Genomic DNA, 25,956 nt, shown 5'->3' on the forward strand with positions numbered 1-25,956 from the left:
AGGAAGATGAATTCAACCTGTTTTAACTGACCAGGAAGAATATTACAAAAACAATACTCAATATAAAGAGTAAAAAATTAATTTTTTGTCGGGTTAATAGTTTTAACAGCGTATAAAGAATTATCCCTCCACCAATTCCATCTGCAATAGATGCAGTAAAGGGAATCATCATAATTGTAACCATACAGGGCGCAGTTTCACTCACATCCTGTAATTTCATATCAGTGAGGTGTTTCATCATACAACACGCTACATAAAGAAGCGCAGGGCCTACAGCAAAATTAGGGATCATTCGCGCTAAAGGGGAGAAAAAGAGCATGAGGATGAAGCCGATTGCTATGACGATTGCTGTGATACCACCACGTCCACCTGCTTCAATACCTGCCGCAGATTCAATATAGGGAGACGTACTTGCTGAACCCAGTAACCCTGCCACAGCAGAAGCGGCTGCATCCACTGTTAAACAGTTACTAAGACGTTTCGCATAATTTTTTTGTTGCTTGAATACAGACGGATTCAATAAACCGATTAATGTGCCTGTGGCATCAAATACAGCAATTAAAAAAAATGTGAATGTGGCTTTTATGGCGAGCACAGTATTGAGGCCAGAAAAATCAAGCTTTAAAAAAGTAGCTTGCATGGAAGGGGGCATGGAGATTAAACCTTGCCAGGTAGATAAACCCATTAACAAACTTAAAGCAGTAATAGTCAGTATTCCGAGGATAATCGCCCCAGGTATTTGAAAAAAATCCAGAATGAGTATCAGAAGAAAGCCCAGGAAAAATAATCCGGTTTGAGGACGATTGATTTCTCCAAGACGCATTAAATTATGATTGTCCGCGATTATTATTTGATTATTTTCTAAAGTAATTAGCGCAATTAACAGACTTATCCCTATTAAGATAGCAATTTGTAAATTGTAGGGAATGGCTTCAATTAAAAGACGTCGAAGACTCGTGAGCGACATTAAAAAAAATAAAACACCAGAAAGAAACACAATCGCCAAGGCTTGTTCCCAAGGTATGCCCATTCCTTGTACTACTGTATAGGAAAAAAAGATATTTAAAGCCATACCAGGGGCAATGCCAATGGGTGTGTTGGCAAATAGGCCGGCAAGAAGACAAGCAAAGGCAGTAATAAGGCATGTGGCCGTAAATACGGCTCCTTGATCCATCCCTGCATCATGAAGGATGCTTGGGTTAATGAACGCAATGTAAACCATTGTTAAAAAAGTGGTTATTCCCGCAAGGACTTCAGTTCTCAGGGTAGTGTCTTTCAGAAAATAGGATTTTAACCGTTCCATAATGTTTTATTCTTCTATTTTAAAATTAAATTTAAAGAATTGGGTGCTCTTTGTTTCTCATTAAACATAGCAAAAATTCAATCTAAAGTATCTAGAATTAATTGTTAATTTATAGGTATGAGGTTAATGAATCAATGTAGAGTATCTATGTGAGTCCAATAATATTAATTGCTGCTCACGCAGGCATCAATTAATAATCTTTGTTTTTGATTCATGCTACCAAGCCACTTTGGAGTTGTTTGGACACATAGAAAGTCGTATTTTTTACCCAGCTTATTTGTTATTTGGCTGTTGGCGTCAATTTTTTTATCATCCTATAGTTTATAAATGTTGTGCCACAAATTTCTTTAGTTTGTCTTGCTTCAGTAATGTAACCACGATGATCAAAAAATGGTTTCGCTGTAATGCTGACATCAGAAAAGAGTTCTCGGATGCCTAAAGCCATTGCTTTATGCTCACGAGCCTCGAGTAAGGCTTTCCCAATTCCTTGATTTTGATAGTCCTTATGCACATACCCACGATTGAGATAACCATTTTCTTCCAGGTCTGAAAATCCAACAATCCTGCCACTTTCTATATTAATTGCGACAAAGGTATAGTTTTTAGCAAGAGATTTTTGCCATTCAATCAAATTGGGATTTTTAGGGGCCCATGCATCGAGTTGTTCTTGGGTATAATCCTTGCAGTTGACATAGTGGACCGTATCATAAAAAAGCTGGTAGATTTCCGCTTCATCGCCGGGTTCAAAAGGTCTAATATAAAATTTTTGATCGGATGCTCTAAAGGCAGGATAAAATTCTAGGGGTTTTGTACCAGTCCAATGTTTTTTAATTTCAAAGAGTATGCTCTCTGCCATTTGTTTTAAATGAGGTAATAAGTTATTCGTGGATGCAACATGAATAAATGCTTGCAAACGTGATAAAACTCTTGGTCTTACCCAATTTTCTTCGGCATTCCATAATGAGTTTTCTGAAGTAGGGCCTGAAGGACCCACTCTGTCTTTTTCTAGAGTGGAATTAAGAAAAGGGAGTGTTTGTTGTAATAACCAAAAACCACAGGCTTCAGTATACGCTTTAGCATAAGCCAAATCATCTGATGCCGCAGGAATAGTTCGTTTGAGTTCTTCTCGATAAATAATCTCGAGATGGGATATGACATCTTCGGGGATCGCTTTAGCACACCAACATGTTGGCATGCTCATTCTAAGATACGTACCATCCAGTAGGGCATTGCGTACAAAGGCCCATTCAAAATCAATCAGTTGCAAATCACCTGTTTCTTCATGGTCGAAAACATTATCGGGACAAATATCCCCATGAGTTAAAACAGTAAAAGGACCTGGTTTAAGTAATGATTCAATCAGTAAGGTAGACTCATTGATGCATTCTGTTGTTAAAGTCAGATTGAGTTTTTTATTTGTTGTACGTAGTTTCTCGAGTAAATCAGTACGAGTGAAATCCAACTCTTCTTGCAGCGTTTCGGCGCTCCCATGAATTTTATTTAAAATAGCCTCGTAGCGTGCTGTTTTAGCAAAACCTGCCGCATGGAAGCTTCCTAATGCTTTCATAAAACGTCTTAATGCAAGAATCGCCCTATCTCTATACGGAAGTGTTAATGTGTCAACTAAACTTATATGCCGCTTTCCTAAATCTTCGATAAGAATAAATCGATGTTCTTTATCACCACCATAAAAATGTGGAACATTATGCATGTTTTGGTGAATTTGATTGGCAAACTCCAGTCCGGCCCAGTCGCGGGCAAAACGCGCATAGGCATCTTGGTCATCCGTCGCTGATTTCTCAGGTAATGATTGTTTGAAAATGATGCTTTTGGGGATGGTGCTCAGGTTGCTGTTCAGCATAATCCGTAACACCATATTTCGACGATCTGGTTCACTTAAAAACTGTAAAGAATCAATTTCAATTTCTGTCATAAAAAAGTGTTGAAGCATTTGGGTGACTTTTTGCAGTATTACTGGATTGATTGTTTGTTGTATACTCATATGTATCGCCCCTTAGCGTAACGTTTTCAGCAGAAGCAGATGATGTTTATCCTCACTATACTCAGTGCGCTTAAATCCCGCTTTTTCATAACAGTGAATCGCTTGGTAATTATTAATCTCAGGGTCAACGACAGCAGCACAAAAAGTATTCGCCAGGTTCTCTGTAAACCTATCTAAGATGTGTCTGCCTAATCCTTTACCGCGATGTTCATTTGATGCAATAAAGAGATCCAAGCCGACCAATTCATTCAGTTTATAGATATCAAATAAGGAATTATTAGGATGCAAAACACCTTCAGGGAAATGATCTTTGAAACAATAATATTGAATAAAGCCTATGGCTTGTTTATCTAAGTTAATTATAAAACTAGGAACATTATCTTGACCCTGAATTCTCGGTAAGTATTTCCTTTTTATTGCTTCAAGTGACCAAATTGTTCCTCGAGCGTACCATTGATTAATGATAGGTTCCTGGAACCAAGAGTAAAGACGGTTGATATCCTGTTCACATAGAGGCTTAAAATGGAGTGATTCGCGAGGATTCATAATATTCTATTTTATAAGTTTATTTCTTAATGACGCGCTTCTTTTGCGACATCGGCACTTCTAGTGTTGTAATTTTAAAGAGATGGGTCAACCATTCGCTTTCTTCCCATAGCTCTGCTGAGATGGCCAAATAGGGCTTTGCACCTGGATAGGGAATGCCTTCATCATAGTTATTGATAAATGCTTTTCCCGCATGAGTCGGTTTAACGAATAATTGATCATCGCAAACTAAAGCAATGACCTTGTTATCGCAGTAAATAGCATATTCACCAAACATCTTTTTCGCATAAACACTTCCGGCTTTTGCGGTTTGATCTATGATAAAGTCAACGGTACTTTGTCTGGAGGCCATTACTCATTCCCATGCTGATCTCGTTTTATAAGTTCTCAATAAAGCCTGAAAATCGGGATTTACTACTATTTTTTTATTTGAAAAATAAAGAAGCTGTTGATTTTAGTTTATTGGTTCTTAACCAACTAAGGGGAAGCAAATTTTACGTAACTATTTGATTTAATGGTGGCTATGGGTGGACTCGAACCACCGACCTCAGCATTATGAGTGCCGCGCTCTAACCGGCTGAGCTACATAGCCACAAGACGCGTGATTTTGTCGTTTTAATGGAAAATTGTCAATACTGTTATTCTATTTTTTTGGATTTTTTTCATATTCTCTCTAAGCTTTTATATTTTCTACCTCTACATTTCATAAATTCACTTAAGTAGAAATAATGCAATTGAATGATTATAAAACAAAAGAATAAGGAATAAATACGTGCTTAGGCCTGTTCGCTGTATCCATAATAGAGACAAGGTCATAAAAAATAGAACAAATAGAATCGGTACATTCTATATCAGCTTATTGGGCAGGAAAGATTATTTGAGGAGCACTTAGGGTGAAGTCCTGGGCTCAGCTGCGCTTCACCCAGGCTACCTTTGAGAAAGTTAGATGATGAGTAAGTACATAGCACCTGGTCCACGTAATACTTGAACCAATAACTCTTGTTTTTTCTGTTGAGCAATTTGTTGCAACGTTTTAACGTCTTTAACAGGAGCTTTGTTTGCAGAGATAATGATGTCTCCGGGTCTTAAACCAGCACGCCATCCTGCACTTGTTTCTGAAGCACCGACAACTTGGACACCAACCACGTTTCCATGAGGAGGGGTTTCTTGCTCAAAGTTTCTTAATGCCAGTCCATAAAGGAACGGATTCTCTGATTGCATTTTTTGTTCATGAGATTTAATGTCAGTGACGACTGCATCCAGAGTGATAGTCTTTCCATCACGCTGAACAACCATTTTAACATTGGAACCGACACGTAATAGACTAATGGTAGTCTTTACCTGAGTTGCCTGTGTGATTTTTGTGTTGTTAATCTGGGTAATTATATCACCTGATTTTAAACCAGCACGTTCAGCAGGGGAGTTTGGATTAACTTGTGATACCAAGGCACCTTGAAAATCTTCTGGATATCCTAATGAATGAGCAAGCTCTGGGGTTAAATGTTGAACAAATATACCCATTAAACCTCGATGAATTGAGCCAAATTTGATTATCTGTTGGGCAACATCTTTGGCCATGTTAATGGGGATCGCAAAACCAATTCCCACATTGCCACCATAAGGAGAAAGAATTGCAGTATTAATCCCAATCAATTCTCCTTTTGTGTTAACTAATGCACCACCAGAATTACCTGGGTTAATTGCCGCGTCAGTTTGAATAAAGTTTTCTACACCTTCAATATTTAAATCACTGCGTTTTAAGGCACTGACAATACCAAATGTTGCAGACTGACTGTTACCAAAACTGTTTAAACCAAAAGGATTACCAATTGCAACAACAAAATCACCCACTTGCAGCTGATCTGAATCACCTATAGGTAAGGATTTTAAATTGGTAGCATTAATTTTCAATATAGCTAAATCAGTTTCGCTATCACTGCCAATCAGTTTTGCTTTTAAACGTCGACCATCTTGCAACGTAATTGTGACAAGTTCTGCATGACGGATTACGTGATCATTCGTAATAATGATCCCGTTTTGCGCATCCACTATGACACCAGAACCTATGCTTTCAAATTTTCGTCCTTTTTCGGCATTGGGTTGCTGACGTTTTTTGTTATTTTGCGCTTCATCATCAGTGCCAGGTGGTGTTGTATTTGCAGGCAGATAGCCCTGTACTGCAACATTTACAATAGCTGGCATGATGTTTTTCAATGCTGGGGCCAAACTGGGCATGGCAGTAGGGGCTGCTTCATTGGCCGCATAAGTGAATGAGGCTGTTATAAGAAGCAGGGTACTTATAATGAACTTGATATGTTTTATCATAATTATTAGTCCTGAGGTTGATCATTAAACCAGATTAAGGTAGCTATTCTACCTGTTTGTGATGCTCTTCGATAGGAATACAACTCATTTTTTAACTCAAAAGTGCATAATTCAGACTGATACACTGCTTTTATGCCCTTTGAAGTCAAAATAATTTCAGCGATTAGAGGTAAATTAGCCAACCATTTTCCATTAACAGGCTTGAATGCTTGTTTACTTAAAGGATAAGTATCGGTAAACGTTTGGTATACTTCTTCACCCACTTCATAACATTTTTGACAAATTGATGGTCCTATCCAGGCGAGTACATCGGATGTCACGCTGTTCATCTTATCAAATGTATTTTCAATAATACCATGAGCTAATCCTTTCCAACCAGCATGAATTGCGGCAATTTCGGTACCTTGTACGTTACAAAGCATTATGGGCAGACAATCGGCGGTAAGAATTGCTAAAGGATGATTCATGGAGCGGGATACAGAGGCATCCGCGTTTCTATTGGGATCTTCTTCAGCAATAACACAAAGCGTACTATGCGTTTGATGTAACCATTGGGGTTCGCCGGGTAAGTGCAACAATTCCATAAGTTGTTGTCTGTTTTGCAACACGTGCTGTTCATTATCACCCACATTCAAACCCATATTATTGCTGTCATAGGGTGCCTGGCTATACCCGAATAGACGAGTTGTGCTTAGGGCAGTGATATTCTTTGGCGCTGGCCAATTTGCTAGGTTATTCTTCATAATGCTCGTCCAATGTGTTAAGAAGAAATTGAAAGTCATCAGGTATTGGAGCTGTAAACGTCAACTCATTTTCTGTTTTTGGATGATACAATGAGAGCGTACGCGCATGCAGTGCCTGTCGTTTAAAATCTTGGAGTACAGTTCGTAACTGTTCTGTTGCATGAGCTGGAAATCGCATTCGACCTCCATACAGCGGATCCCCGACAACAGGGTGATTGATATAGGATAAATGAACTCTAATTTGATGAGTTCGTCCGGTCATTAGCTGGACATCCAGTAAGGTAAAATCCTGATATTGTTTGTTGATTGAATAATGAGTTATTGCTTGTCTGCCTTGTTCTTGCACGGCCATTTTTAATCGATTTCGTGGATGTCGGCCAAACCCTGTATCAATGATACCCCCTGAAATAATATGGCCTTGTACTAAAGTAATATAGTGACGTTGAATCTCACGGGCTTGCATTTGACGAATCAAAGAAGTATGAGCCGGTAATGTTTTTGCTACAATTAACAGACCCGTTGTATCTTTATCTAATCGATGGATGATGCCTGCTCTAGGTAAGTGCTGTAAGGATGGGGCATGATATAACAAGGCATTCACTAAAGTATGATTTTTGTTTCCCGCTCCTGGGTGAACGACCATATTTGCAGATTTGTTGAGTACTAAAATGTCTTCGTCTTCATGAACAATATCTAAAGGAATTTTTTCCGGGGTGGAATGAGTAAAATCCTTATCCATTAAAGTGAAGTTAACATTAATTTCAATCAAATCTCCATCTAAAGTTTTGTCTTTAGGCTTACAGGATCTCTGATTGAGTGTGATTGCACCATTTTTAATCCAACTACTGATTTGTGAGCGCGAGTAATCAGGAAGTAAGTGTGCGAGTACACTGTCAATTCGTTGATTGTGGTACTCGCGAGGAACAGTTAATTGTTTATGAATATGCTCAATCATCAAATTGTTTCAATCTCAACTTCAATGAGACGCCCTCTTAATGAATTAGGTAATGCATCATTAATTTGCACATTGACGAACTGGCCTATTAAATGAGCAGGACCGTCAAAATTAACTACTCGATTGCATTCGGTCCGACCGGAAAGTTGCTGAGCATCTTTTTTAGCATGACCAGTAACTAATATTTTTTGTATACTTCCAACCATGGATTGACTGTAACGAGAAGCATTGAGCAGTAGTCTATTTTGCAATATCTGCAGTCTTTGCTTTTTCACTTCCATCGGCGTGTCATCTGGTAAATTCGCTGCAGGGGTACCCGGTCTTGGGCTATAGATGAAACTAAAAGAAGTATCAAAACCTATTTCATGAACCAAATCCATAGTGTCTTGGAAATCTTTATCTGTTTCTCCTGGGAAACCAACAATAATGTCGGTGGATAAACGAATATCGGGACGTACCTTGCGTAATTTTCTGATTTTAGATTTAAATTCCAAAGCAGTATAACCGCGTTTCATTAATCCTAAAATACGATCAGAACCACTTTGTACTGGTAGATGGAGATGATTAGCCAATTCTGGTACTTCTGCATAAGCATTAATTAAATTATCTGAGAACGCCAAAGGATGTGACGTTGTAAAACGGATTCTCCCTATCCCTTCTATAGCAGCAAGATAATGAATTAAAAGGGCCAAGTCAGCGATATCACCATTCTCCATCATGCCACGGTAATCATTAACATTTTGTCCTAATAAATTGATTTCTCTCACGCCTTGGGTTGCTAATTGATAACATTCAGCCAGCACATCATCAAAAGGACGACTAATTTCAGTACCGCGGGTATAGGGGACAACACAGAAGCTGCAGTATTTACTGCAACCCTCCATAATCGAAACAAATGCAGTTGGACCTTCAGCTCTCGGGGCGGGTAGGTGATCAAATTTTTCTATTTCGGGGAAACTGATATCAACTACTGGCTTTTTCTTTTCCATGCGCTCATTGAGCAATGCTGGAAGTCGGTGTAATGTTTGTGGGCCAAAAACGATATCGACAAAAGGAGCTCTTTTAATGATGTCTTCACCTTCTTGACTCGCAACACAGCCACCTACACCAATCACTACGTGAGGATTTTTGGCTTTATATTCACGCCATTGCCCTAATTGAGAAAAAACTTTCTCCTGTGCCTTTTCACGAATAGAGCATGTGTTGAGTAATATCACATCTGCTTCTTCAACGTGTTCCGTTTTAACCAAGCCATGTGATTGCAGCAAAACTTCTGCCATCTTAGTTGAATCGTATTCATTCATCTGGCAGCCGTTGGTTTTGATGTATAGTTTTTTAGCCATATCAAATCTACTTTAAAAATGTATCTGAGTGTAGCAAAGCAGTCTTGTATATCCTTTTCCTCATACGAGGAGAAGGGGCCCAAAAGGGCGGATGAACGAATAACTAGGATTACCCTCAATCCTAACCCTTTCCCAAAACGGGAGATGGGATTTTAAAATGAATAACAAGACTGCTTTGCTGTACCCAGGTTACTTAATTCCAGGAAGTGTCGTATTATTTCATTAATGTACACTTTGGCAATAAGTTTCTTTAATTTTTGGTAAAATAATTAAGGCAATAAGCATTCCTATGGGAAGAATAGCAAGTCCGGTATGGTACGCTTCCAATGGATATACCCGAACATTCCCATTCAGTTCACCTTTCCACATTCTATCAAGGATAAAACCAATCAGTGGTTGTGCGAGCGCAATACCTATCATATTCATCATGTTCATAAAGCTTAAGCCCGTAGCAACATATTTTTTATTGCATAATTCTTTTGCTACAGTAAATGCAGGTAAAAAACCTGCGGAAAATATACCAAATGCGAACAATAACAGTTCCATATAGATTTCGTTATTAATTGGAGCAAAAATGAAAATCGTAGAACAGATAAGTGCCCCGATGCATCCGATGTACATCGGTGGTTTGCGTAAGCCAATACGATTTGAAAAAATTCCCCATAAGGGGCTAGCAATCGCCCAACCAATAAACACTAAAGAAATATAATTTGCAGCGGTCGTCTTGGTGATCTCCATTTTAGTCATCAGGAAGGGAACACCCCATAAGCCGCAAAAAACTGGGGTTGCCATATACATGAGGCCGCCATAGCAAGCAACTAACCAAAGTTGTTTATTTTTTATTAGCGACAATAAACTGGGTATTAAAGGTTCTTCTTCAATAGGATGATGGTGAGTGATTTCATGATTCTGAGGAGTATCTTTAGCAATGACACTGAGTAGGACCGCAAGAACAAGACCAATGGTGCCCATAATAAGCATGCTTTGACGCCAACCAAAAGCATCAATTAATAATGCTAAAGGTGCTTCACCACCAATGGCTCCTAACATTCCTATGGTAACCATAAGACCTGTAAGCAAGGCAAACCGTTGTGAAGAAAACCAATTCGCAGCGAGTTTCATGGTACCTACGGCTGCAAAGGCTGACCCAAAACCTATCATCAATCGGGCGACACAGGCCATAAAAAAGTTATTGGTCATACCAAAGGCAATGGTACTTACAGCACAAACAATAGTAGCTAGGGTTAATAATCGTTGTGGACCGAAATAGTCCATTAATACACCACCAGGTAATTGCATTGCGGCATAGGAATAGAAATAGACACCCGATAGAATTCCTAATGTTTGGCTGGTAACTGCAAAATCCCTCATTAGTTCATTACTCATAACGCTGGGTGATACTTGTAAAAGACATTCGTAAAAATAAAATAAACAACCTAAGCCCCATACCATCCAAGGCATTATCGATTGAATCCCAAAATTAATTAGTGATTCGGACCGTGTATTGTATTGTTCCATGCTTTTATCACTCTCCAAATTCATTTATATGAAATTGATTTTGTATCTACTACTTCGATCATAAACTAAGAATTGAGTCTGACTTGATACTGAGGGATTCTTCAATTAAAAGAATGCTCAGCTGTAGGCTTACTCTACCTTACTTTTCTGACCATAGCGCACTCTAAAGTTTTACTTTGTGAGTATGCGAAGTATGTATTTTGAATAAAAACTGGGAATAGCTCCGTAGGTTAGATTGTTAAAACCTCGCGTCACTTCTAAATGCAGTTTTTTAAATTACAAAGTCAACCGGCAACGTTAACACACAAATACATAAATTTCACCATGTAAAATATTAACATTTTGTGCATTATTTGTCTACTGTTCGTTTGGATCATCAGGGGGTTCAATTACTACACGAGTACCTTTCATGCCATCACCGGGAAGATCAATAAACTCTTCATTAAGCCAACGTGCATCTTCAATAAACATTCTGACACAACCGTGACTTGCTCTGAAACCTGGTACATCGTAACTTCCATGCAATGCATAGCCTCTGAAAAAATGCATGCAATAGGGCATTAAAGCCCCTCCATCATTACCATCAGCTCTTCTTGGGAATACAGTGGACACGCAGTCTATATCTTGTTTGCGAATAATTCGAAATGAACCTGTGGGGGTACTGCACCCTCCTATGACACCAGGACATTTTCCTATTCCCGAAGAAATTGGCCCCCACCAGAGTAACTCTCCATCTTGATCATAGGCACCCCAAGCTAATTTTTTTTGACTCACATAAATTGCTTTTTCTCCTGTAGATTCAATATATCTTGGAAAAGGAGAAACGTCATATATTGTTAGTCGATCGATGTTTTTGGGTACAGCAATAGTCATTCCTGGACGCAATGAAGTATTCATGCGGTTAATTCGTCGTACCATATCTTGTTCTTCGGCATTGGGAAATAGTTTTTCCCAACTTTCGCCATTTTTAATTTTCATGCAGAAATAATCAGGTGAATTGCATAAAGTCTCACCATACCGCGTATAGGCAAGAGCGAGCTGACTGAATGTTAGTAAAGCGATTGAGACGGTCATTGATATCATATTCTTCATAAATGATCTCAATTAGGGTCATTGTATTCTCTATAGCGGCACTTTAAAAAATAACTTTAAAATGGGAAAGCTTCCATTTGATGCGAATAAATTAAGTAGAAAAAACTTTGGGCAAATGGACTTGGTATTATCCTGGTATTTATAAGGAGGAATATTAAGGATAATCCTAAGTGCAAAAAAGGGAAAAGTTACTTAAGATTTAAACGGCGCTGAGATGTCAGAAAAGCAGGGAGGTAATATAAAAACACAAATCCTCATAAATTCTTGAGCCAGCGAGCTGAAGCATTTTGACCTAACAATTTATATGAGGACCTGTGTTTTTAATTATTTGCTAACCTAGAAAGGGTAGAATCGCAAAGTGTCTCATGATTTCTTCTGCTCTGACTCCATATGTACCTGAAGCACCAGGAACACCTACAGTAGTTAGAGCCCCATTTGCTGTGTCAAAAACTGGAGCTGATGCTGCACCTACACCCCATGCTGTTGCAGAGGCTGTAACAGCAGCACTTGGATTTCCAGTTCCAGTGACAATAAGTGCTAAGTTAGCATAAGCAGTAGTTGGAGGCGTAAAGGTTGTAGCTGTTGCTGTTGTTGCAGGAACTGTTGTTGTGGTTACAGAGTCATAAACTACTGTTGAAACAGTTCCAATTGATGTTTTAAGTGGTGTTACTGCTACAGAGCTAATACCAGTACATGAAGTTGAGCTGTGTGTGTTTGAAGCAGACCATTTGACAGTTACAGTACCATTATAAGCAACGGTTGCAGTTGTTGAGCATGGTCCAGTACTGTCTGATACTACAACAGAAATACTTGAAGCCGTACTTCCAGCGTTGCCTGAAGTGGAGTCCACATTGCCAAGGCCATTAATTATGACGAGTTGTCCACTTGTGACCCCAGCCGCAAAAGCGGAGCTTGTTGCGAATAAGGCAACTGCAAGGGTAGATTTTAAAAATGTATGTTTTAATTGTTCCATTTAAATATTCTTCCTTTGATTAATGATTAAACAACAAAACGTGGAATATACTGCAACCACTCGTGGTAAAGTCTAGCATAAAATTGCAAATCTGTAGTAATTTTCAAAATAAAGTTTTTTCAATTATTTCAGTGAGTTGACAATTAATTGAAATGAAAACAAACACACGTTGATTGAATGTCCAATAATGGCGCTTGTTTGAAAAAAGGGTGAATAGCGCTCGTCATCCTGAGTACAGTGATGGGGTATTTCTCCATCGTAACACCATAGCTACAACACGAATAGTTCCTCGTTGTACTCGGGATGATTCCCAGCGCTTTTTCTGGCTAGATTGATTATCTGTCAAGACGGGCGTGATGAATCCGATTCTGGATGAACAGGGCTAACTTTTTGCCACGCATCATGCAATTGCGCAAGCAATGAATTAGATTGTGCTAACAATTCTTTGTCATTATTAAGATTGGCTTTTAATAACAAAAATTCGATATGTCCATATAATTGGAGTAAGTTATCTGCTATTTCCCCACCTTGATCATGGTTCAAGCTGTTTTTTAAACCTTCAATGATACTTAATGCTTTACTGATATGCTCTCCCTTTTCTTGTATTTCCTTGCGTTCGATATTACCTTGTGCTGTAGCAATATGAGTTCGGGCACCTTGTAACAACAAATTAATTAATTCATGAGGAGAAGCAGCATCAATACGAGTTTGTAGTTCAATTGTTTTATATTGATTTATAACTTGTTGATAAGGTTTTTTCATTAATCATGCTCCAATTTATTTGTTGGTATTTAATTTGGGGAGGTTCGACAAGATTTGAGTCAGCGTATTGCTGGTGTTTTGCATCTGTGAAATTAAGAGATCCACGGCGTTCCATTGTTTATAATATCTTTTTTCAAGAGTAATGCTCCGATCATTAATGCGCTCTTGCATTTCATCTAATTGTTTTGCTTGACTATTTAATCGGTCTATTCTTTCTTCAATTTCCCCATCTTCGTCCACTAAGGACTCCAAATAGCTATCAATCAACGAGGCCAAACCATCACTAATGATAATTTGACCTCTATTTCCAGCTTGTCCTGAGAGGACGTCAATCGATAAGGTACTGTAATCCCCTGTGCCATTTAGGGTAATTCCATCTGTTGAATTAGCTAAAATGCCACCTATAGTCCCTGACATACTCACTCCAGGAGTATATTCACCTAATATAACGTCATATGCTCCTGCAGCGACTTCGGTATCCATGGAATTGATTTTGATGTTTGGATCAGTGGCTGTAATTTTTTTTGCAAATAGATTACCTATTGATTGATAATTGGTATCAATAGCCTTATCCAACATTTCTGGATCGATTTCTAATAAGCCATGCTTATCCGTGGTAATCCCCAAGTCGGCAAGACTTTGGATTGGTCCAATTGCAGTTAATGGGGTGGTGGCCAAGTTATATAGGTTGGTTTTCAACTCTCTAAGTTTACTGTCGCCTTGCAGCACCCCTTTTTTTCTGTTCTCCATATCGAAACCAGTTAAGTTGGTGAGGAATTTCATAAAATCATTATATTTTTTGACGAAATCATTAATTAAACCCTTCGCATGCTCTACATCTTTTTCCAAAGTTAAAGTGATAGTCGTTGCCGGATCAGCTTGTTGTAGATCAAGAGTGACACCTGTTATAGCACCTTCAATTTGGTTGCTGCTCTCATTTAGTAATAATCCATTAATTTTGACTAGGCTATTTTGAGCTGCCATCGTTTGGGTTAAAGGAACATTATTCGTTGTAGGATCATAATTGAGCGCAGTTAAGCTGCCTGTAATTTGCATCGCGTAATTTTCACCTGTTTCTGATGAGGTCAAGGTTAATCTTGAACCCAGACTATCTTGTACAATCGATGCTGTTACACCCGAATTTGTGGCATTAATTGCATCGCAAATTGCAGTAAGACTGTCGTTTCCTGAAGTAATATTAATCGTTACTGGGGAGGCTGCAGTATTTTGTGTGAAGGTTGTATTGTTATTACTGTAAGTTCCGAAGTTAATGGTCATACTGCCACTGCCCACTGAGGTAGTGCTGTTGGTGAAATATCCACTGGCGAGGCTTTGTGCTTGAGCTAATTGTTGGACTTGTATTTGATATAATCCTTCAACTGCCTGCCCTGTACCAGTAATGGATGCTGAGACATATCCAGGTTCATTAATTAAGCAATTCATTTGATTGAATTCGCTAATAAAAGAAAGAGAATTAAGTGTAGATTGAAAGGTTGATATAGCACTTTTTAATTGTCCAAAAGCAGACAACTCGGTATTAACAGAATTTAATTTTTTATCATGTTTTAGTTGTAATGGCATGAGATCCGCTTTTACCAGGCCTTCAACCATTGATTTAATGTCTAAACCTGATCCAATACCTGGAGTTGATAGACCCATAATATTCCCTTATCTGTTGGGTAATTTCCTACGAAATTACTTTATCCATAAATTGCATCAAACATGTTTATCTATAGAACCACTAATTATCCCATCAAGCAAGTGTAGTAAATGCAAATATTCGTCTGAGGGTATTTTGCGAATTATCTTATCCGAGATTTTGTCAGTGACTATAGTTTGCAGAAGACCTGTGGCATGATCTATAGCTTGCTTCGAATCAGTATCCAAATTGAGATCCGATGTGGCACATTTGGTCACGGGCCTAATGTTCTTATCCTTTAGTTTGACTGAATCTGTCTGTAGCAATTTATTATTTGCTGGAGGAATCGATTCCATAGTCATTTTTTAACTCCTTTCCCTTGATTGGTACCATTAATCATTGGGATACAAATAAGCCGAAAGCGGCAAAAGCCGCATTTCGGTTTTTACTTCTTTTTTTACAACTATCCTAACAAGGATAGAACAGATTGTGGCATCGCATTTGCTTGAGCCAACATCGCTGTTCCAGCTTGTTGCAGGATTTGGTTCTTAGTTAAATTAGCCATTTCTGCAGCATAATCAGTATCTTGAATACGGCTACGTGCAGCAGACATATTATCGGATACGTTTTCCAGGTTATTTACTGTTGCATCAAGTCGGTTTTGCAAAGCACCTAATGAAGAACGGTTGTTGGTAATACTGTCCAAAGCTGCACCAATTCTTAATATGGCTTTTTCTGCGCCGGCTTGAGTAGTAATATCGATTATATTCACTCCATTAGTATCCAAACTAATACTTGATAAACCGATATCTGCTGTTGTTCCACCCACAGTAATGGCTTCAGGAGCACTCATAGTGATATTTCCTCGTAAAGTTGAGGCAAATGAACCACCGGTGACGCTTAATCCATTAGTACCTGCAGTGAATCCAGTACCACTTTCTGTGACGGCAATGTTTCTTCCATCTGCTGCAGTTAAAGTCATACTTGTACCATTGAGTGTGGCCACAACACCCGTTTGTTCGCTGGATGCATTGATTGCGTCCAAAAGGGCGTTGTTGCTTAATGCAGTAGATACGTCTTGGTTAATAAATATGTTAACCCCATTAATACTCAGGTTATAAGTATCCCCGGCTGCACCACCGATCGCACCAACAGTTGCGCTACCCGCTGTAGAAGCAGTTACTGTCAGTCCAGAGATGCCTGCTGCGTTCAGCGCCGCTGCTTTAGCAAATGCTGAAGTGCTGTCTTGTCCATTTGCTGCACCAACATAGTTTGCAGAAGAACCAATACTCACTGCTGCACTAGAGCCAAGAGCTATAGTAATATCACTTGCAGCACTGGCGCTTACTGTGCTTCCTGTTTGATAAGCAATATGACCTATATCTGCAGATGCAATACTGTTTATCGAAAATGTGATTGTTTCACCAGAGTTAGCACCAATTTGAAGTGAAGCATTAGTATATGATCCATTCAATATGGTTTGGCCGTTGAATTGGGTGTTGTGAGCGATATCATCCATCTCACTCAAAAGGTTGTTTACTTCGTTTTGTAATGCCTCACGGTTTGCTTGGCTATAGGTTCCGTTTGCAGATTGAAGTGCTAACTCTCTCATGCGTTGTAAGAGGTCAGTTGATTCTTGCATCGCACCTTCAGCTACCTGAGCGAGTGAAATACCGTCATTAGCATTTTTCACTGCTTGATCCATACCGCGGATTTGTGAGGTCATATTTGTTGAAATTGCCAATCCTGCAGCATCATCTTTAGCACTATTAATTTTTAGACCAGATGATAATCTTTGTATCGCAGTAGCCATAGCACTACTGGATTTAGATAAGTTACGCTGCGCAAGTAACGACGGTACGTTGGTATTAATAATTTGAGCCATAATTATAGTCTCCTCAGACCTGAATCCCTGGTTTGGGACGTTTGTTATTTGGTAAATTCCTTTTTACATGCAAATTCACCGTACGCAAAAAGGTTATCGGACACAATGCGAAAAACTTTAGGCTTATACCTGTTTTTTTTCAAAAAAATGGAAAATTTGTTGATTAAAATGAACGAGTTGTATTTTTGTTCAATTCGTTTTTGTTTCTATTATTTAGTTTTTTTGTTGTTCTGTGCGAGATATGAAGAAGTCAGTTTGATAACAGGCCACCCATCACCCATTTTTTTAAGAAAAGAAGCAGGGATACTTGATATGGATTTAAGAATATTTTTTTCTGTGTATAATATTGTGATTCTATAATATTAGGTTCCAATTATGAGTTGGTTTAAAAAATTATTGCCTTCAAGAGTGAGTACAGACTCTTCTCAAAAAAAAGGAGTTCCTGAGGGTTTATGGCTTAAATGTTCAGGTTGCAATGAAGTTCTCTATAGCACTGAATTAGAAAGAAATTTAATGGTCTGCCCATCCTGTAACTTTCATCACAGGATTTCCGCACGTGTCCGAATCCAACAATTTCTCGATGAGGGTGGCCAAGAAGAAATCGCTGCATCATTGGAACCACAAGACCGCTTAAAATTTAGGGATTCAAAAAAATATAAAGATAGAATTTCACAAGCTCAAAAAGCAACTGGTGAGAAAGAAGCTTTGATAATTGTCAAAGGAACCTTGTTGCAGCAGCCTGTAGTTGTTGGTTCTTTTGAATTCAATTTTATGGGGGGCTCCATGGGAGCTACAGTAGGGGAGAAATTTGTTCGTGCAATTCAAGTTGCAACAGCAGAACAAAGACCCTATGTTTGCTTTACTGCAAGCGGTGGCGCACGAATGCAAGAAGGACTTTTTTCTTTGATGCAAATGGCTAAAACTTCAGCAGCTCTAGCAAAATTTGCAGAGCTTGGATTGCCTTTTATTGTGGTTCTGACTGATCCAACAATGGGAGGGGTTTCTGCAAGTTTTGCAAGTCTTGGTGATGTGATCATTGCTGAACCGAATGCACTAATTGGTTTTGCTGGTCCACGGGTTATTGAGCAAACCGTAAGACAGACATTACCTGAAGGGTTTCAGCGAAGTGAGTTCTTGTTAGAACATGGACATATTGACATGATTCTTGAACGGAAAGATATCCGTCCAGTCGTTGCAGAGTTGATATCTAAATTAACGCGCAAAGGCGCAGGTGATTCAGTTGCCAAAGTTACCTCATATTAGACCCCTTATAGCGTTTCAAAAGAAATCTATCGATGAGTGGTTATATGATTTAGAAACTAGAAATACACAAGAGATACAACTCGGTTTAACACGTATTATGGAAGTTGCGCAAAAATTAAGCCTGCAACTTCCAGGTTGTCCAGTCATTACTGTTGCTGGGACTAATGGAAAAGGTTCAACGGTAACATCTCTTGAAACAATTTATCATGTTGCAGGATATAAGGTAGGTGCCTATACCTCACCTCATCTTATTCAATTTAATGAACGTATTCGTGTTAATTTAACTCCCATTTCTGATGATGATTTATGTCAGGCTTTTAGTGTTATTGAAGAAATTCGTGGAGAAACTCTTCTAACTTACTTTGAAATGACCACTTTGGCTGCATTGTGGTATTTCAAAAAAATGGACTTAGATATTGTAATTCTTGAAGTTGGATTGGGAGGGCGCTTGGATGCTACCAATATTGTTGATGCGGAATTGTCTATTATTACTACAATTGATTTTGACCATCAAGATTATTTAGGTACTACGCTTGACGCGATTGGTTATGAGAAGGCAGGGATAATTCGCACTGGTAAACCCTTTATTTATGGGGATATTAGTCCACCTACCTCAATCATTGATGTTGCGATGCAACTTACTGCACCCGCTTATTTTCTTGGACAAGAATTTTCGATTCAAGAACAAGACTCTGTCTGGAGTCTTCATTATAATGAAAAACTTAAACTTGCTTCTGTTTATGGATTGCCTAAACCTTCAATACAATTGAAGTCCGCAGCAGCTGCAATGACTGCTTGTCAGTTGCTAGCACATGATTTGCCGGTGACGCATAGCCATTTTCAAGTTGCAATGCAGCGTATTTTTATTCCTGGACGTTTGCAATTGCATAAGGACACCGTGAGTACATTATTTGATGTGTCTCATAATCCTCAATCGGTAAAATTGCTAGCAGATACTTTATGCACATTAAAAAAAGCAAAAGTACATGCGGTATTCTCAGCTTTAAAAGATAAAGATATTTTGGGTTTGATTCGACCATTAAAGGATTGCGTTGACTGGTGGTATCCTGCACAATTGGATAGCAAACGTGCTGCCAGTGCGGATTTGTTGCTTACATTTTTTAAGGATGCAGAAATTCCTGTGGATATTTGTTATAATGACCCACTTGTAGCCTTTGAAACTGCATTGAAGCAAGCTAAACCTGGTGACTTAATTGTTGTTTATGGGTCATTTTTTACTGTGAGTCATGTTATGGCTAATAGGAGATTCAATGAAATTAGTAATTGATGAGAAGCTAAAGCATCGTTTAGTTGGTGTGGCTGTTGTTTTATCATTAGGAGCAATTTTTCTTCCTGCGATGATGAAAAAGTCGAGCCAACGTCTTGAAAATAATTTTAGTGTCAATGTGCAGTTACCCCCCAAACCAACAACTCCTAATGTCGTAATGACAAATGAAAAGGAGATGTTTAAAACCATAAAAGTAGCTAAGATTGAAACTCCTGATTTGGGGCAAAAAGGCTCCGATCTTGGTAAGGACGATTTTATTCAATCCATTCAAGTGGCTGATAATGCAGCTGTGGATGCTGCTGTTCCTGTTGCTAAAGCAGCGTCAATGCCTAAGGTCGCATCGAACCCTAAAGTTGATGCAATAGCCAAACCAATTGAATTGGCATTGAGTAATGCAGCAAATAACGTAGTTAAAAAGCAAGTCAAAGCCATGCCCACTAAACCGGTTCGGCCTGTTGCACGGGTAGAAGTGAAGCGGAAAAATAAACCGAATGTAGCAAGGGCAAATACAAATACCACACGTTTAAATAAGAAAGATATTTATGCAGTTCAATTGGCTTCGTTTTCACAATTGAATAATGCCCAAGCTTTAGTTAATAAATTACGCAGCAAGGGTTATAAGGCAAATTATATCAAAACTAATGGAAGACAAGGGGCTATTTATAAAGTCTATGCAGGACATTCACCGGTTAAAAGTGATGTGATGAAATTAAAAAATCAATTAGCAAGTGCCATGCAGCTGAATGGCTTTGTGGTTCATACCGGAGTGAGCTAATGCAAGCACAATGGGTTGATATTATTTTAATAATAGTAATTGGCTTATCCACTATAACCGGTTTACTCAGGGGATTTATTAAAGAATTTATTGCCTTAGGGGTATGGGTGCTAGCTATTTGGGCAGGTTATAACTACTCAAACGCACTTAATCCCTATTTACAACCTTATATTCAAGATCCCTCAATTCGTAGCATAGCTGGTTTTGTTATTATTGTTCTTGGTGTTTTAATTACAGGTGGTATCGCTAATGCGATACTTGGCCTCTTTTTAAGGGGTAGTGGCCTGGGGGCTATGGATAAAGTTTTAGGCGGGATGTTTGGTTTTGCTCGCGGGGTTCTTATTCTTTCACTTGTCTTCGCAGTACTCAGTATGACCTCATTGCCTTATCAACAATATGTTCAAACTTCCAGGGTTTATAATCAACTTTTACCTGTTATAAACTGGATTTCTGGATATTTACCAGGACTTATAAATAAAGCGAAACAGACAGTATCGGTAAATGAATCCTTTAAGCTTATTGATATAGTCCCTGAGTCTTAATGTATTCATAGACTGCTTCAGGGAGCTTGTTTTTTACATCAGCTCCCTTTTTTATTCCTTCACGAATCGACGTGGATGAAATTTCATAGTGACCCGCATCAAATAAAAAAACTCTTCCAGCATGAGCGCTTAAAAAGTCATCTTTGTTTTTAACTTCATACTGTTCCAAAAAATTTTTCATCATTACCGGAATGGGTTGGCTGGAAAACTCAGATCGATTGATTACCAACAAGTTAGCTAAAGTAATAATTTTCTCCCATTGATACCAATTGGGTAATGAGATAAAAGCATCATAGCCAATAATTAACGTTATGGATGAGTTAGAATATTCCATCCGGAAGCTTTTCAATGTTTCAACCATATAGGATGGAGTATCTCGTTCTACTTCACGTAAATCGAGACTAAAGTAAGGCATTTTTTTTATTGCCAATTTAATCATTTCTATTCTTTGATTATTATTGGCGAGAGTAGGGGGCTTTATTGTTGGTGTTTTACAAGGAAGAAAAATATAGGAATCAAAATTAAAATACTTTTGGATAATCATGCTAGCTTGTAAATGACCATTGTGTATCGGATCAAATGTACCACCTAAAATAGCTATGCTGTGCATACGTCACCTATTAAATTTCCCAGACAGAGTGATAGAGCAGCATTTTCAAGGGAACTCCATACTAGAGTATTGAGATTTGATTTAATTCGTTCGTCTATGGAATAACAGTAGCGATGAAGTTGCTGTAACATGGTCTTATTGAGTCGATTACAACACGCTTTATAAAGATTAACGCGCTGGGGCCAAATTTTAAGTTGACTGCAAGCACTTTGAGCATCAATTTGTTGTTCCATTAAATAGGACAATTGCATGATTAAGCGTATTTCTTGACTGATGATCCACAGAACTAAAGTGGCTTCGGTCTTATTATTTGCTGCATGACGTAAAATCTGAATCGCTTTATCACTTTGACCTAGCAGACACGCCTCAACGAGTTCAAAAAGATCATGATCGCATTGATTGGACAAATGCTCTAATGCTTGTTGTGCATCTACTTTACTGTTGGGAGCACAAGATAAGGCTATTTTTTCAATAACTTGGGAACAAGCCAGCATATTTCCCTGGGTGTATTGATGAATTAACTCAGGAACCTGAGGATCATAGCTCATCGAGTTTTTCTTTAATTGTACGGCAATCCAACTTTTGATTGCCTCCGAATTCAGTGGGTAGGCTAGTGTAAGAATGGCCTGCTCATGAGAAGATAACCATTGTAATTGCTTCGCAGGTACATTGGGCGCCCTAATAACAATAAAGCAACGTGAATTTACCGAATTAAGGTATTCAGAAAGAATTTTTTTTCCAGTAGTATCTATTGATTTTTTATCATAGAAAATATTTAAGAGTACTGTTTCTGAAAATAAGGAGTAGCTGTTTGCTTCTTCCTTTACAATACTCCAATCGTCCACTGATTGGATCGATATGATTTTTTCATCATAATTATAATTTCTTTTAATTGCTGATTTTATGGTTATTAAAGAATCTTCCAGCAAGTAATTATCCTGCCCAATAATTATGTAGAGCGGTGCAATTTTTTTTTGTACTTGTTGAGCAAGCAATTGTTGTCTGATTTGCATGATAATTTAGCTTAAGCCTGTGTATGTGATATTGGATGAAGAACAGTGTGCGACTCATGGTGAGAGCATAGCCTGAAAACTTTTGCCGTCATCCTGAGAGCATCGAGGGAGCTCCATGCTATAGCAGAGTGTTACGATGGGAGATCCCTCGTTCCACTCGGGATGACGTGAATTTCCGTTCGCTGCATCCAGGCTACAATACCTCCAATATCTCCTGTGGTACTTTTCCCCTCTCCAGACTAACTTTTTTATCTGGGTGGAGGAGGGGGTAAACGACCAAGTCGATAAATAATTTGGGTCACTGCATCTTGCTTCATTTCTCCAATTAAAATACTTTCTTCATCTTTAGAGCCAAGAATTCGGTCATTATTTAATGTAAGTTCTCGAGAAATATTGATTTGGCCAGGAACCTCTACAACCTGACCCGCGCGTGTTTTCAAAGCAAATAATACGGTTAGGGTTAAAGTATATTGCCTAGGATTCGTGCTTGCTCCAACACTGATAATCTGTTGTTGCAGGTTTACTTCATTAATCATCAGCCAATATTGCGCACGAGAAGGATCCGGATTAACTTCAATTTTTGATCCCTCAAGTCGGGACTCGAGTATTGAGATAAATTGCTTGTCATTATTCTCAGAAATAATGGCTACATTGTTAAGCCAACTCGGTGTATTGCTTATGCCTCGTAGATGAAAACCACATGCTGAGAGTAATAAAACGAGTATAAAAGGCAGGGTAGTGCGCAAAGTTGAAAAGGGGCGTATTTGTTGCTTTTGATGTCCCGCAGATTGTTCCTGAAGACGATGCGGGACATTGGAAGAAGAATCAGAATAATGATGCTTCATTAGCTAACAACCAAGTTAATTAATTGTCTATGCGCTACAACAATTGCTTTTTTTACTGTTTTATCAGCAAGAAAATCTTTTGCATGTTGTTTTGCTGCAGCAATTAAAGCCTCTTCTGTCGCATCAACGCTAGCGGTAAATTGAGCTCTTAATTTTCCATTCACCTGAACGACATAATCTACTTCATCAGTTTTTAAAGCACCTTTATCTACTCTAGGCCAATTAGCGTCAATAATTGCTTTTTCAAAGCCTAATTGTTGCCAGATGTGATGTGCAATATGTGGTGTTATAGGAGCCAATAATCGCAACAGAATACTTAGACTGGAATGAATAAAGAATTTATCTTCTTCGGTTTCTATTGAGTAATTGGATATTTCATTAAACAGTTTCATACAACCTGAAACTACTGTATTGAATTGATTTCGATCATAATCATGAGTTGCTTGTGCAAGAATTTGATGCACGACATGACGTGATTTTTTTAACCGGCTTTCTGCTTGTTGCCAGTTCACATGTCCATTGCCACTCAGGATGATATCATTGACTTCAATGAACATATTTTGGTGCTGATAAGCAAAAGCCCAAATTCGTTTTAAGAAACGATGAGCGCCTTCCACAGCAGTATCTGACCATTCCAACGATTGCTCTGGCGGGGCTGCGAACATAACAAATAATCGTGCTGTATCTGCACCATAAGTATCAATCAAATGGTTTGGATCGACGACATTACCTACGGATTTAGACATTTTATGTCCGTCTTTTAAAACCATGCCTTGGGTCAGTAGGGCTTTAAATGGTTCGTCTGAATTGACTAAGCCTTCATCACGCATTAATTTATGAAAAAAGCGGGCATAGAGTAAATGCATCACAGCATGTTCAATACCACCAACATATTGATCTACAGGAGTCCAGTATTTTGCTCGATCATCAAGCATTGCGTTTTCCTGTCCTTTACATGCAAAACGGGCATAATACCAAGATGACTCAACAAAAGTATCAAAGGTATCGGTTTCACGATATGCATCCTGACCACATTTAGGGCAGCTAACATTGACGAATTCTGGGCATTGAGCTAATGGTGAACCGGTTCCCGTAAAAGTTACGTTTTCTGGAAGAACCACGGGAAGTTCTTCATCTGGAACAGGAACAGTACCGCATTGTTCACATAGAATCATGGGAATAGGTGTTCCCCAGTATCTTTGTCTCGATACACCCCAATCGCGTAATCTGTAGTTAATCGTTGCCTTACCTACATCATGTTCTTCAAGGTAACTGGTTATAGTTTCTATTGCTTGAGAAGAAGTTAAGCCATCGAACTGACCTGAATGAATCAGTGTACCTTCTCCTGTATAGGCAGATGCATTGAAATCATGTTTTGCATTATTTGCAGGTTTAATGACTTCCTTAATTGGAAGTTGGTATTTACGTGCAAATTCCCAGTCTCTTTGATCGTGTGCTGGGACTGACATTACTGCTCCCGAGCCGTATTGCATGAGTACAAAATTTGCAACCCATATAGGTAGTTCTTCACCGGTGATGGGATGGATTGCTGTCATGCCTGTAGCCACACCTCGTTTTTCCATGGTAGCAAGTTCTGCTTCAGCCATTTTGGTACCTTGGCAGCTGTCAATGAATTCTTTGACTTCTTTACGGGTACTGGCTGCTTCTTTAGCGATGGGATGATCCGTTGCTATGGCAAGATAGGTTGCACCCATTAAGGTATCAGGCCGTGTTGTGTATATTTTTAACCGTTTAGGATAATTATTGACGTTAAAATGAATTTCAGTCCCTGTGGAACGACCAATCCAATTACGTTGCATTTGTTTGACTTGAGCCGGCCATTCATCCAATGTATCCAGTGAGCTGAGTAGCTCATCAGCATAAGCCGTGATTTTTATAAACCACTGAGAAATTTCTTTTCGTTCAACAAGCGCGCCAGATCGCCAGCCGCGTCCATCAACGACTTGCTCATTTGCCAAAACAGTTTGATCAACCGGATCCCAATTTACTACAGCATTTTTTTTGTAGACTAAACCTTTTTCAAATAATCGAATGAAAAACCATTGTTCCCATCGATAATATTCAGGTGAACAAGTACAAATTTCACGTCTCCAATCATAAGCATTGCCTAGACGTAAAAATTGCTTTTTCATAGACTCTATGTTTTTTCTGGTCCATTCAGCCGGTGGAATTCCGTTTTTGATGGCTGCATTTTCAGCAGGCAAACCAAAAGCATCCCAACCTATTGGCTGAAGTACATTTTTGCCCAAAGCACGCTGATAACGAGCAATAACGTCTCCAATGGTATAGTTGCGAACATGCCCCATGTGCAATGTTCCACTCGGGTAGGGAAACATGGATAAACAATAAAATTTCTCTCTGTTTAAATCTTCTGAAACGTTAAATGATTGTTTTTTATGCCAATACTGTTGAGCTTGTTCCTCAACTTCTTGTGGTATATAGGTATTATCCATAGTCCAGTTTTTTAAGTGACTCTAAATCTGCTAAGGATAACTCCTCTTGTGTCTGCCAGC

Annotated in this window: 23 protein-coding genes and 1 tRNA gene; 4 read left to right on the forward strand and 20 right to left on the reverse strand. The window is 38.7% G+C overall.

Going from position 1 to position 25,956, the window contains the following annotated elements; translation table 11 throughout:
- Positions 1-22 precede the first annotated feature (22 nt).
- From EL022_RS09555 to EL022_RS09630, 16 genes are all read right to left on the reverse strand, one after another.
- Positions 23-1,303: an NCS2 family permease gene (locus EL022_RS09555; RefSeq protein ID WP_028381895.1), complete on the reverse strand. Its 1,281-nt coding sequence runs from the start codon at positions 1,301-1,303 to the stop codon at positions 23-25.
- Positions 1,304-1,583: 280 nt separating this feature from the next.
- Positions 1,584-3,305 carry a GNAT family N-acetyltransferase gene (locus EL022_RS09560; protein WP_241972154.1) on the reverse strand — a complete coding sequence of 574 codons (1,722 nt, stop codon included), beginning with the start codon at positions 3,303-3,305 and terminating at the stop codon, positions 1,584-1,586.
- 12 nt (positions 3,306-3,317) lie between these two features.
- Complete coding sequence (locus EL022_RS09565; RefSeq protein WP_028381894.1) at positions 3,318-3,851, reverse strand: GNAT family N-acetyltransferase; 534 nt, start codon at positions 3,849-3,851, stop codon at positions 3,318-3,320.
- A 19-nt stretch (positions 3,852-3,870) separates the two neighbouring features.
- Positions 3,871-4,203, reverse strand: a complete 333-nt coding sequence (locus EL022_RS09570; protein ID WP_028381893.1) for a TfoX/Sxy family protein — start codon at positions 4,201-4,203, stop codon at positions 3,871-3,873.
- Between the two features lie 163 nt (positions 4,204-4,366).
- Positions 4,367-4,443 (reverse strand) — tRNA-Met (locus EL022_RS09575).
- Between the two features lie 350 nt (positions 4,444-4,793).
- Positions 4,794-6,176, reverse strand: coding sequence for a Do family serine endopeptidase (locus tag EL022_RS09580; RefSeq protein ID WP_028381892.1), 1,383 nt, complete (start codon positions 6,174-6,176; stop codon positions 4,794-4,796).
- Positions 6,177-6,181: 5 nt separating this feature from the next.
- Positions 6,182-6,919, reverse strand: coding sequence for a peptidoglycan editing factor PgeF (gene pgeF, locus EL022_RS09585; RefSeq protein ID WP_028381891.1), 738 nt, complete (start codon positions 6,917-6,919; stop codon positions 6,182-6,184).
- The gene (gene rluD / locus EL022_RS09590) at positions 6,909-7,874 is read right to left on the reverse strand and encodes a 23S rRNA pseudouridine(1911/1915/1917) synthase RluD (RefSeq protein WP_028381890.1); all 966 of its coding nucleotides are present in this window, start codon (positions 7,872-7,874) and stop codon (positions 6,909-6,911) included. Before rluD ends, pgeF begins: the two co-directional genes overlap by 11 nt.
- Complete coding sequence (gene miaB / locus EL022_RS09595) at positions 7,874-9,217, reverse strand: tRNA (N6-isopentenyl adenosine(37)-C2)-methylthiotransferase MiaB (protein WP_028381889.1); 1,344 nt, start codon at positions 9,215-9,217, stop codon at positions 7,874-7,876. Before miaB ends, rluD begins: the two co-directional genes overlap by 1 nt.
- Before the next feature lie 222 nt (positions 9,218-9,439).
- Positions 9,440-10,735 (reverse strand): MFS transporter, encoded by a 1,296-nt coding sequence (locus EL022_RS09600; RefSeq protein ID WP_028381888.1) that lies wholly within the window; start codon positions 10,733-10,735, stop codon positions 9,440-9,442.
- A 357-nt stretch (positions 10,736-11,092) separates the two neighbouring features.
- The gene (locus EL022_RS09605; protein ID WP_028381887.1) at positions 11,093-11,827 is read right to left on the reverse strand and encodes a L,D-transpeptidase; all 735 of its coding nucleotides are present in this window, start codon (positions 11,825-11,827) and stop codon (positions 11,093-11,095) included.
- Positions 11,828-12,158: 331 nt separating this feature from the next.
- Positions 12,159-12,800 (reverse strand): hypothetical protein, encoded by a 642-nt coding sequence (locus EL022_RS09610; RefSeq protein WP_028381886.1) that lies wholly within the window; start codon positions 12,798-12,800, stop codon positions 12,159-12,161.
- A 342-nt stretch (positions 12,801-13,142) separates the two neighbouring features.
- Positions 13,143-13,562 (reverse strand): flagellar export chaperone FliS, encoded by a 420-nt coding sequence (fliS, locus tag EL022_RS09615; protein ID WP_028381885.1) that lies wholly within the window; start codon positions 13,560-13,562, stop codon positions 13,143-13,145.
- A 15-nt stretch (positions 13,563-13,577) separates the two neighbouring features.
- A complete protein-coding gene (gene fliD / locus EL022_RS09620; protein WP_028381884.1) occupies positions 13,578-15,221 on the reverse strand; it encodes a flagellar filament capping protein FliD in 1,644 nt (547 codons plus the stop codon).
- 57 nt (positions 15,222-15,278) lie between these two features.
- Positions 15,279-15,563 carry a flagellar protein FlaG gene (locus tag EL022_RS09625; RefSeq protein ID WP_028381883.1) on the reverse strand — a complete coding sequence of 95 codons (285 nt, stop codon included), beginning with the start codon at positions 15,561-15,563 and terminating at the stop codon, positions 15,279-15,281.
- Between the two features lie 101 nt (positions 15,564-15,664).
- Entirely contained in the window at positions 15,665-17,086 is a 1,422-nt protein-coding gene (locus tag EL022_RS09630; RefSeq protein ID WP_028381882.1) for a flagellin N-terminal helical domain-containing protein, read from the reverse strand.
- 375 nt (positions 17,087-17,461) lie between these two features.
- Here EL022_RS09630 and accD point away from each other — a divergent pair, with 375 nt between their 5' ends.
- From accD to EL022_RS09650, 4 genes are read left to right on the forward strand one after another with little or no spacing between them, the layout of a single operon-like run.
- Complete coding sequence (gene accD / locus EL022_RS09635) at positions 17,462-18,349, forward strand: acetyl-CoA carboxylase, carboxyltransferase subunit beta (protein ID WP_028381880.1); 888 nt, start codon at positions 17,462-17,464, stop codon at positions 18,347-18,349.
- Positions 18,327-19,637: a bifunctional tetrahydrofolate synthase/dihydrofolate synthase gene (gene folC / locus EL022_RS09640; protein ID WP_241972156.1), complete on the forward strand. Its 1,311-nt coding sequence runs from the start codon at positions 18,327-18,329 to the stop codon at positions 19,635-19,637. The genes accD and folC overlap by 23 nt, the downstream gene beginning before the upstream one ends.
- Entirely contained in the window at positions 19,621-20,412 is a 792-nt protein-coding gene (locus EL022_RS09645) for an SPOR domain-containing protein (RefSeq protein WP_028381878.1), read from the forward strand. Before folC ends, EL022_RS09645 begins: the two co-directional genes overlap by 17 nt.
- Complete coding sequence (locus tag EL022_RS09650; protein ID WP_028381877.1) at positions 20,412-20,954, forward strand: CvpA family protein; 543 nt, start codon at positions 20,412-20,414, stop codon at positions 20,952-20,954. Before EL022_RS09645 ends, EL022_RS09650 begins: the two co-directional genes overlap by 1 nt.
- Here EL022_RS09650 and nadD read toward each other — a convergent pair.
- The 4 genes from nadD to leuS all read right to left on the reverse strand — a co-directional run bounded on the left by nadD (position 20,929) and on the right by leuS (position 25,896).
- Positions 20,929-21,564 (reverse strand): nicotinate-nucleotide adenylyltransferase, encoded by a 636-nt coding sequence (gene nadD, locus EL022_RS09655; RefSeq protein WP_028381876.1) that lies wholly within the window; start codon positions 21,562-21,564, stop codon positions 20,929-20,931. The two genes, EL022_RS09650 and nadD, sit on opposite strands and share 26 nt — an antisense overlap.
- Positions 21,552-22,577, reverse strand: a complete 1,026-nt coding sequence (gene holA / locus EL022_RS09660; RefSeq protein ID WP_028381875.1) for a DNA polymerase III subunit delta — start codon at positions 22,575-22,577, stop codon at positions 21,552-21,554. Before holA ends, nadD begins: the two co-directional genes overlap by 13 nt.
- Before the next feature lie 248 nt (positions 22,578-22,825).
- Positions 22,826-23,422 (reverse strand): LPS-assembly lipoprotein LptE, encoded by a 597-nt coding sequence (locus tag EL022_RS09665; RefSeq protein WP_035901165.1) that lies wholly within the window; start codon positions 23,420-23,422, stop codon positions 22,826-22,828.
- The gene (gene leuS / locus EL022_RS09670) at positions 23,422-25,896 is read right to left on the reverse strand and encodes a leucine--tRNA ligase (RefSeq protein ID WP_028381873.1); all 2,475 of its coding nucleotides are present in this window, start codon (positions 25,894-25,896) and stop codon (positions 23,422-23,424) included. Before leuS ends, EL022_RS09665 begins: the two co-directional genes overlap by 1 nt.
- Between the last annotated feature and the right edge of the window lie 60 nt (positions 25,897-25,956).

The organism is Legionella cherrii (assembly GCF_900635815.1).
GTDB classification, from domain to species: domain Bacteria; phylum Pseudomonadota; class Gammaproteobacteria; order Legionellales; family Legionellaceae; genus Legionella; species Legionella cherrii.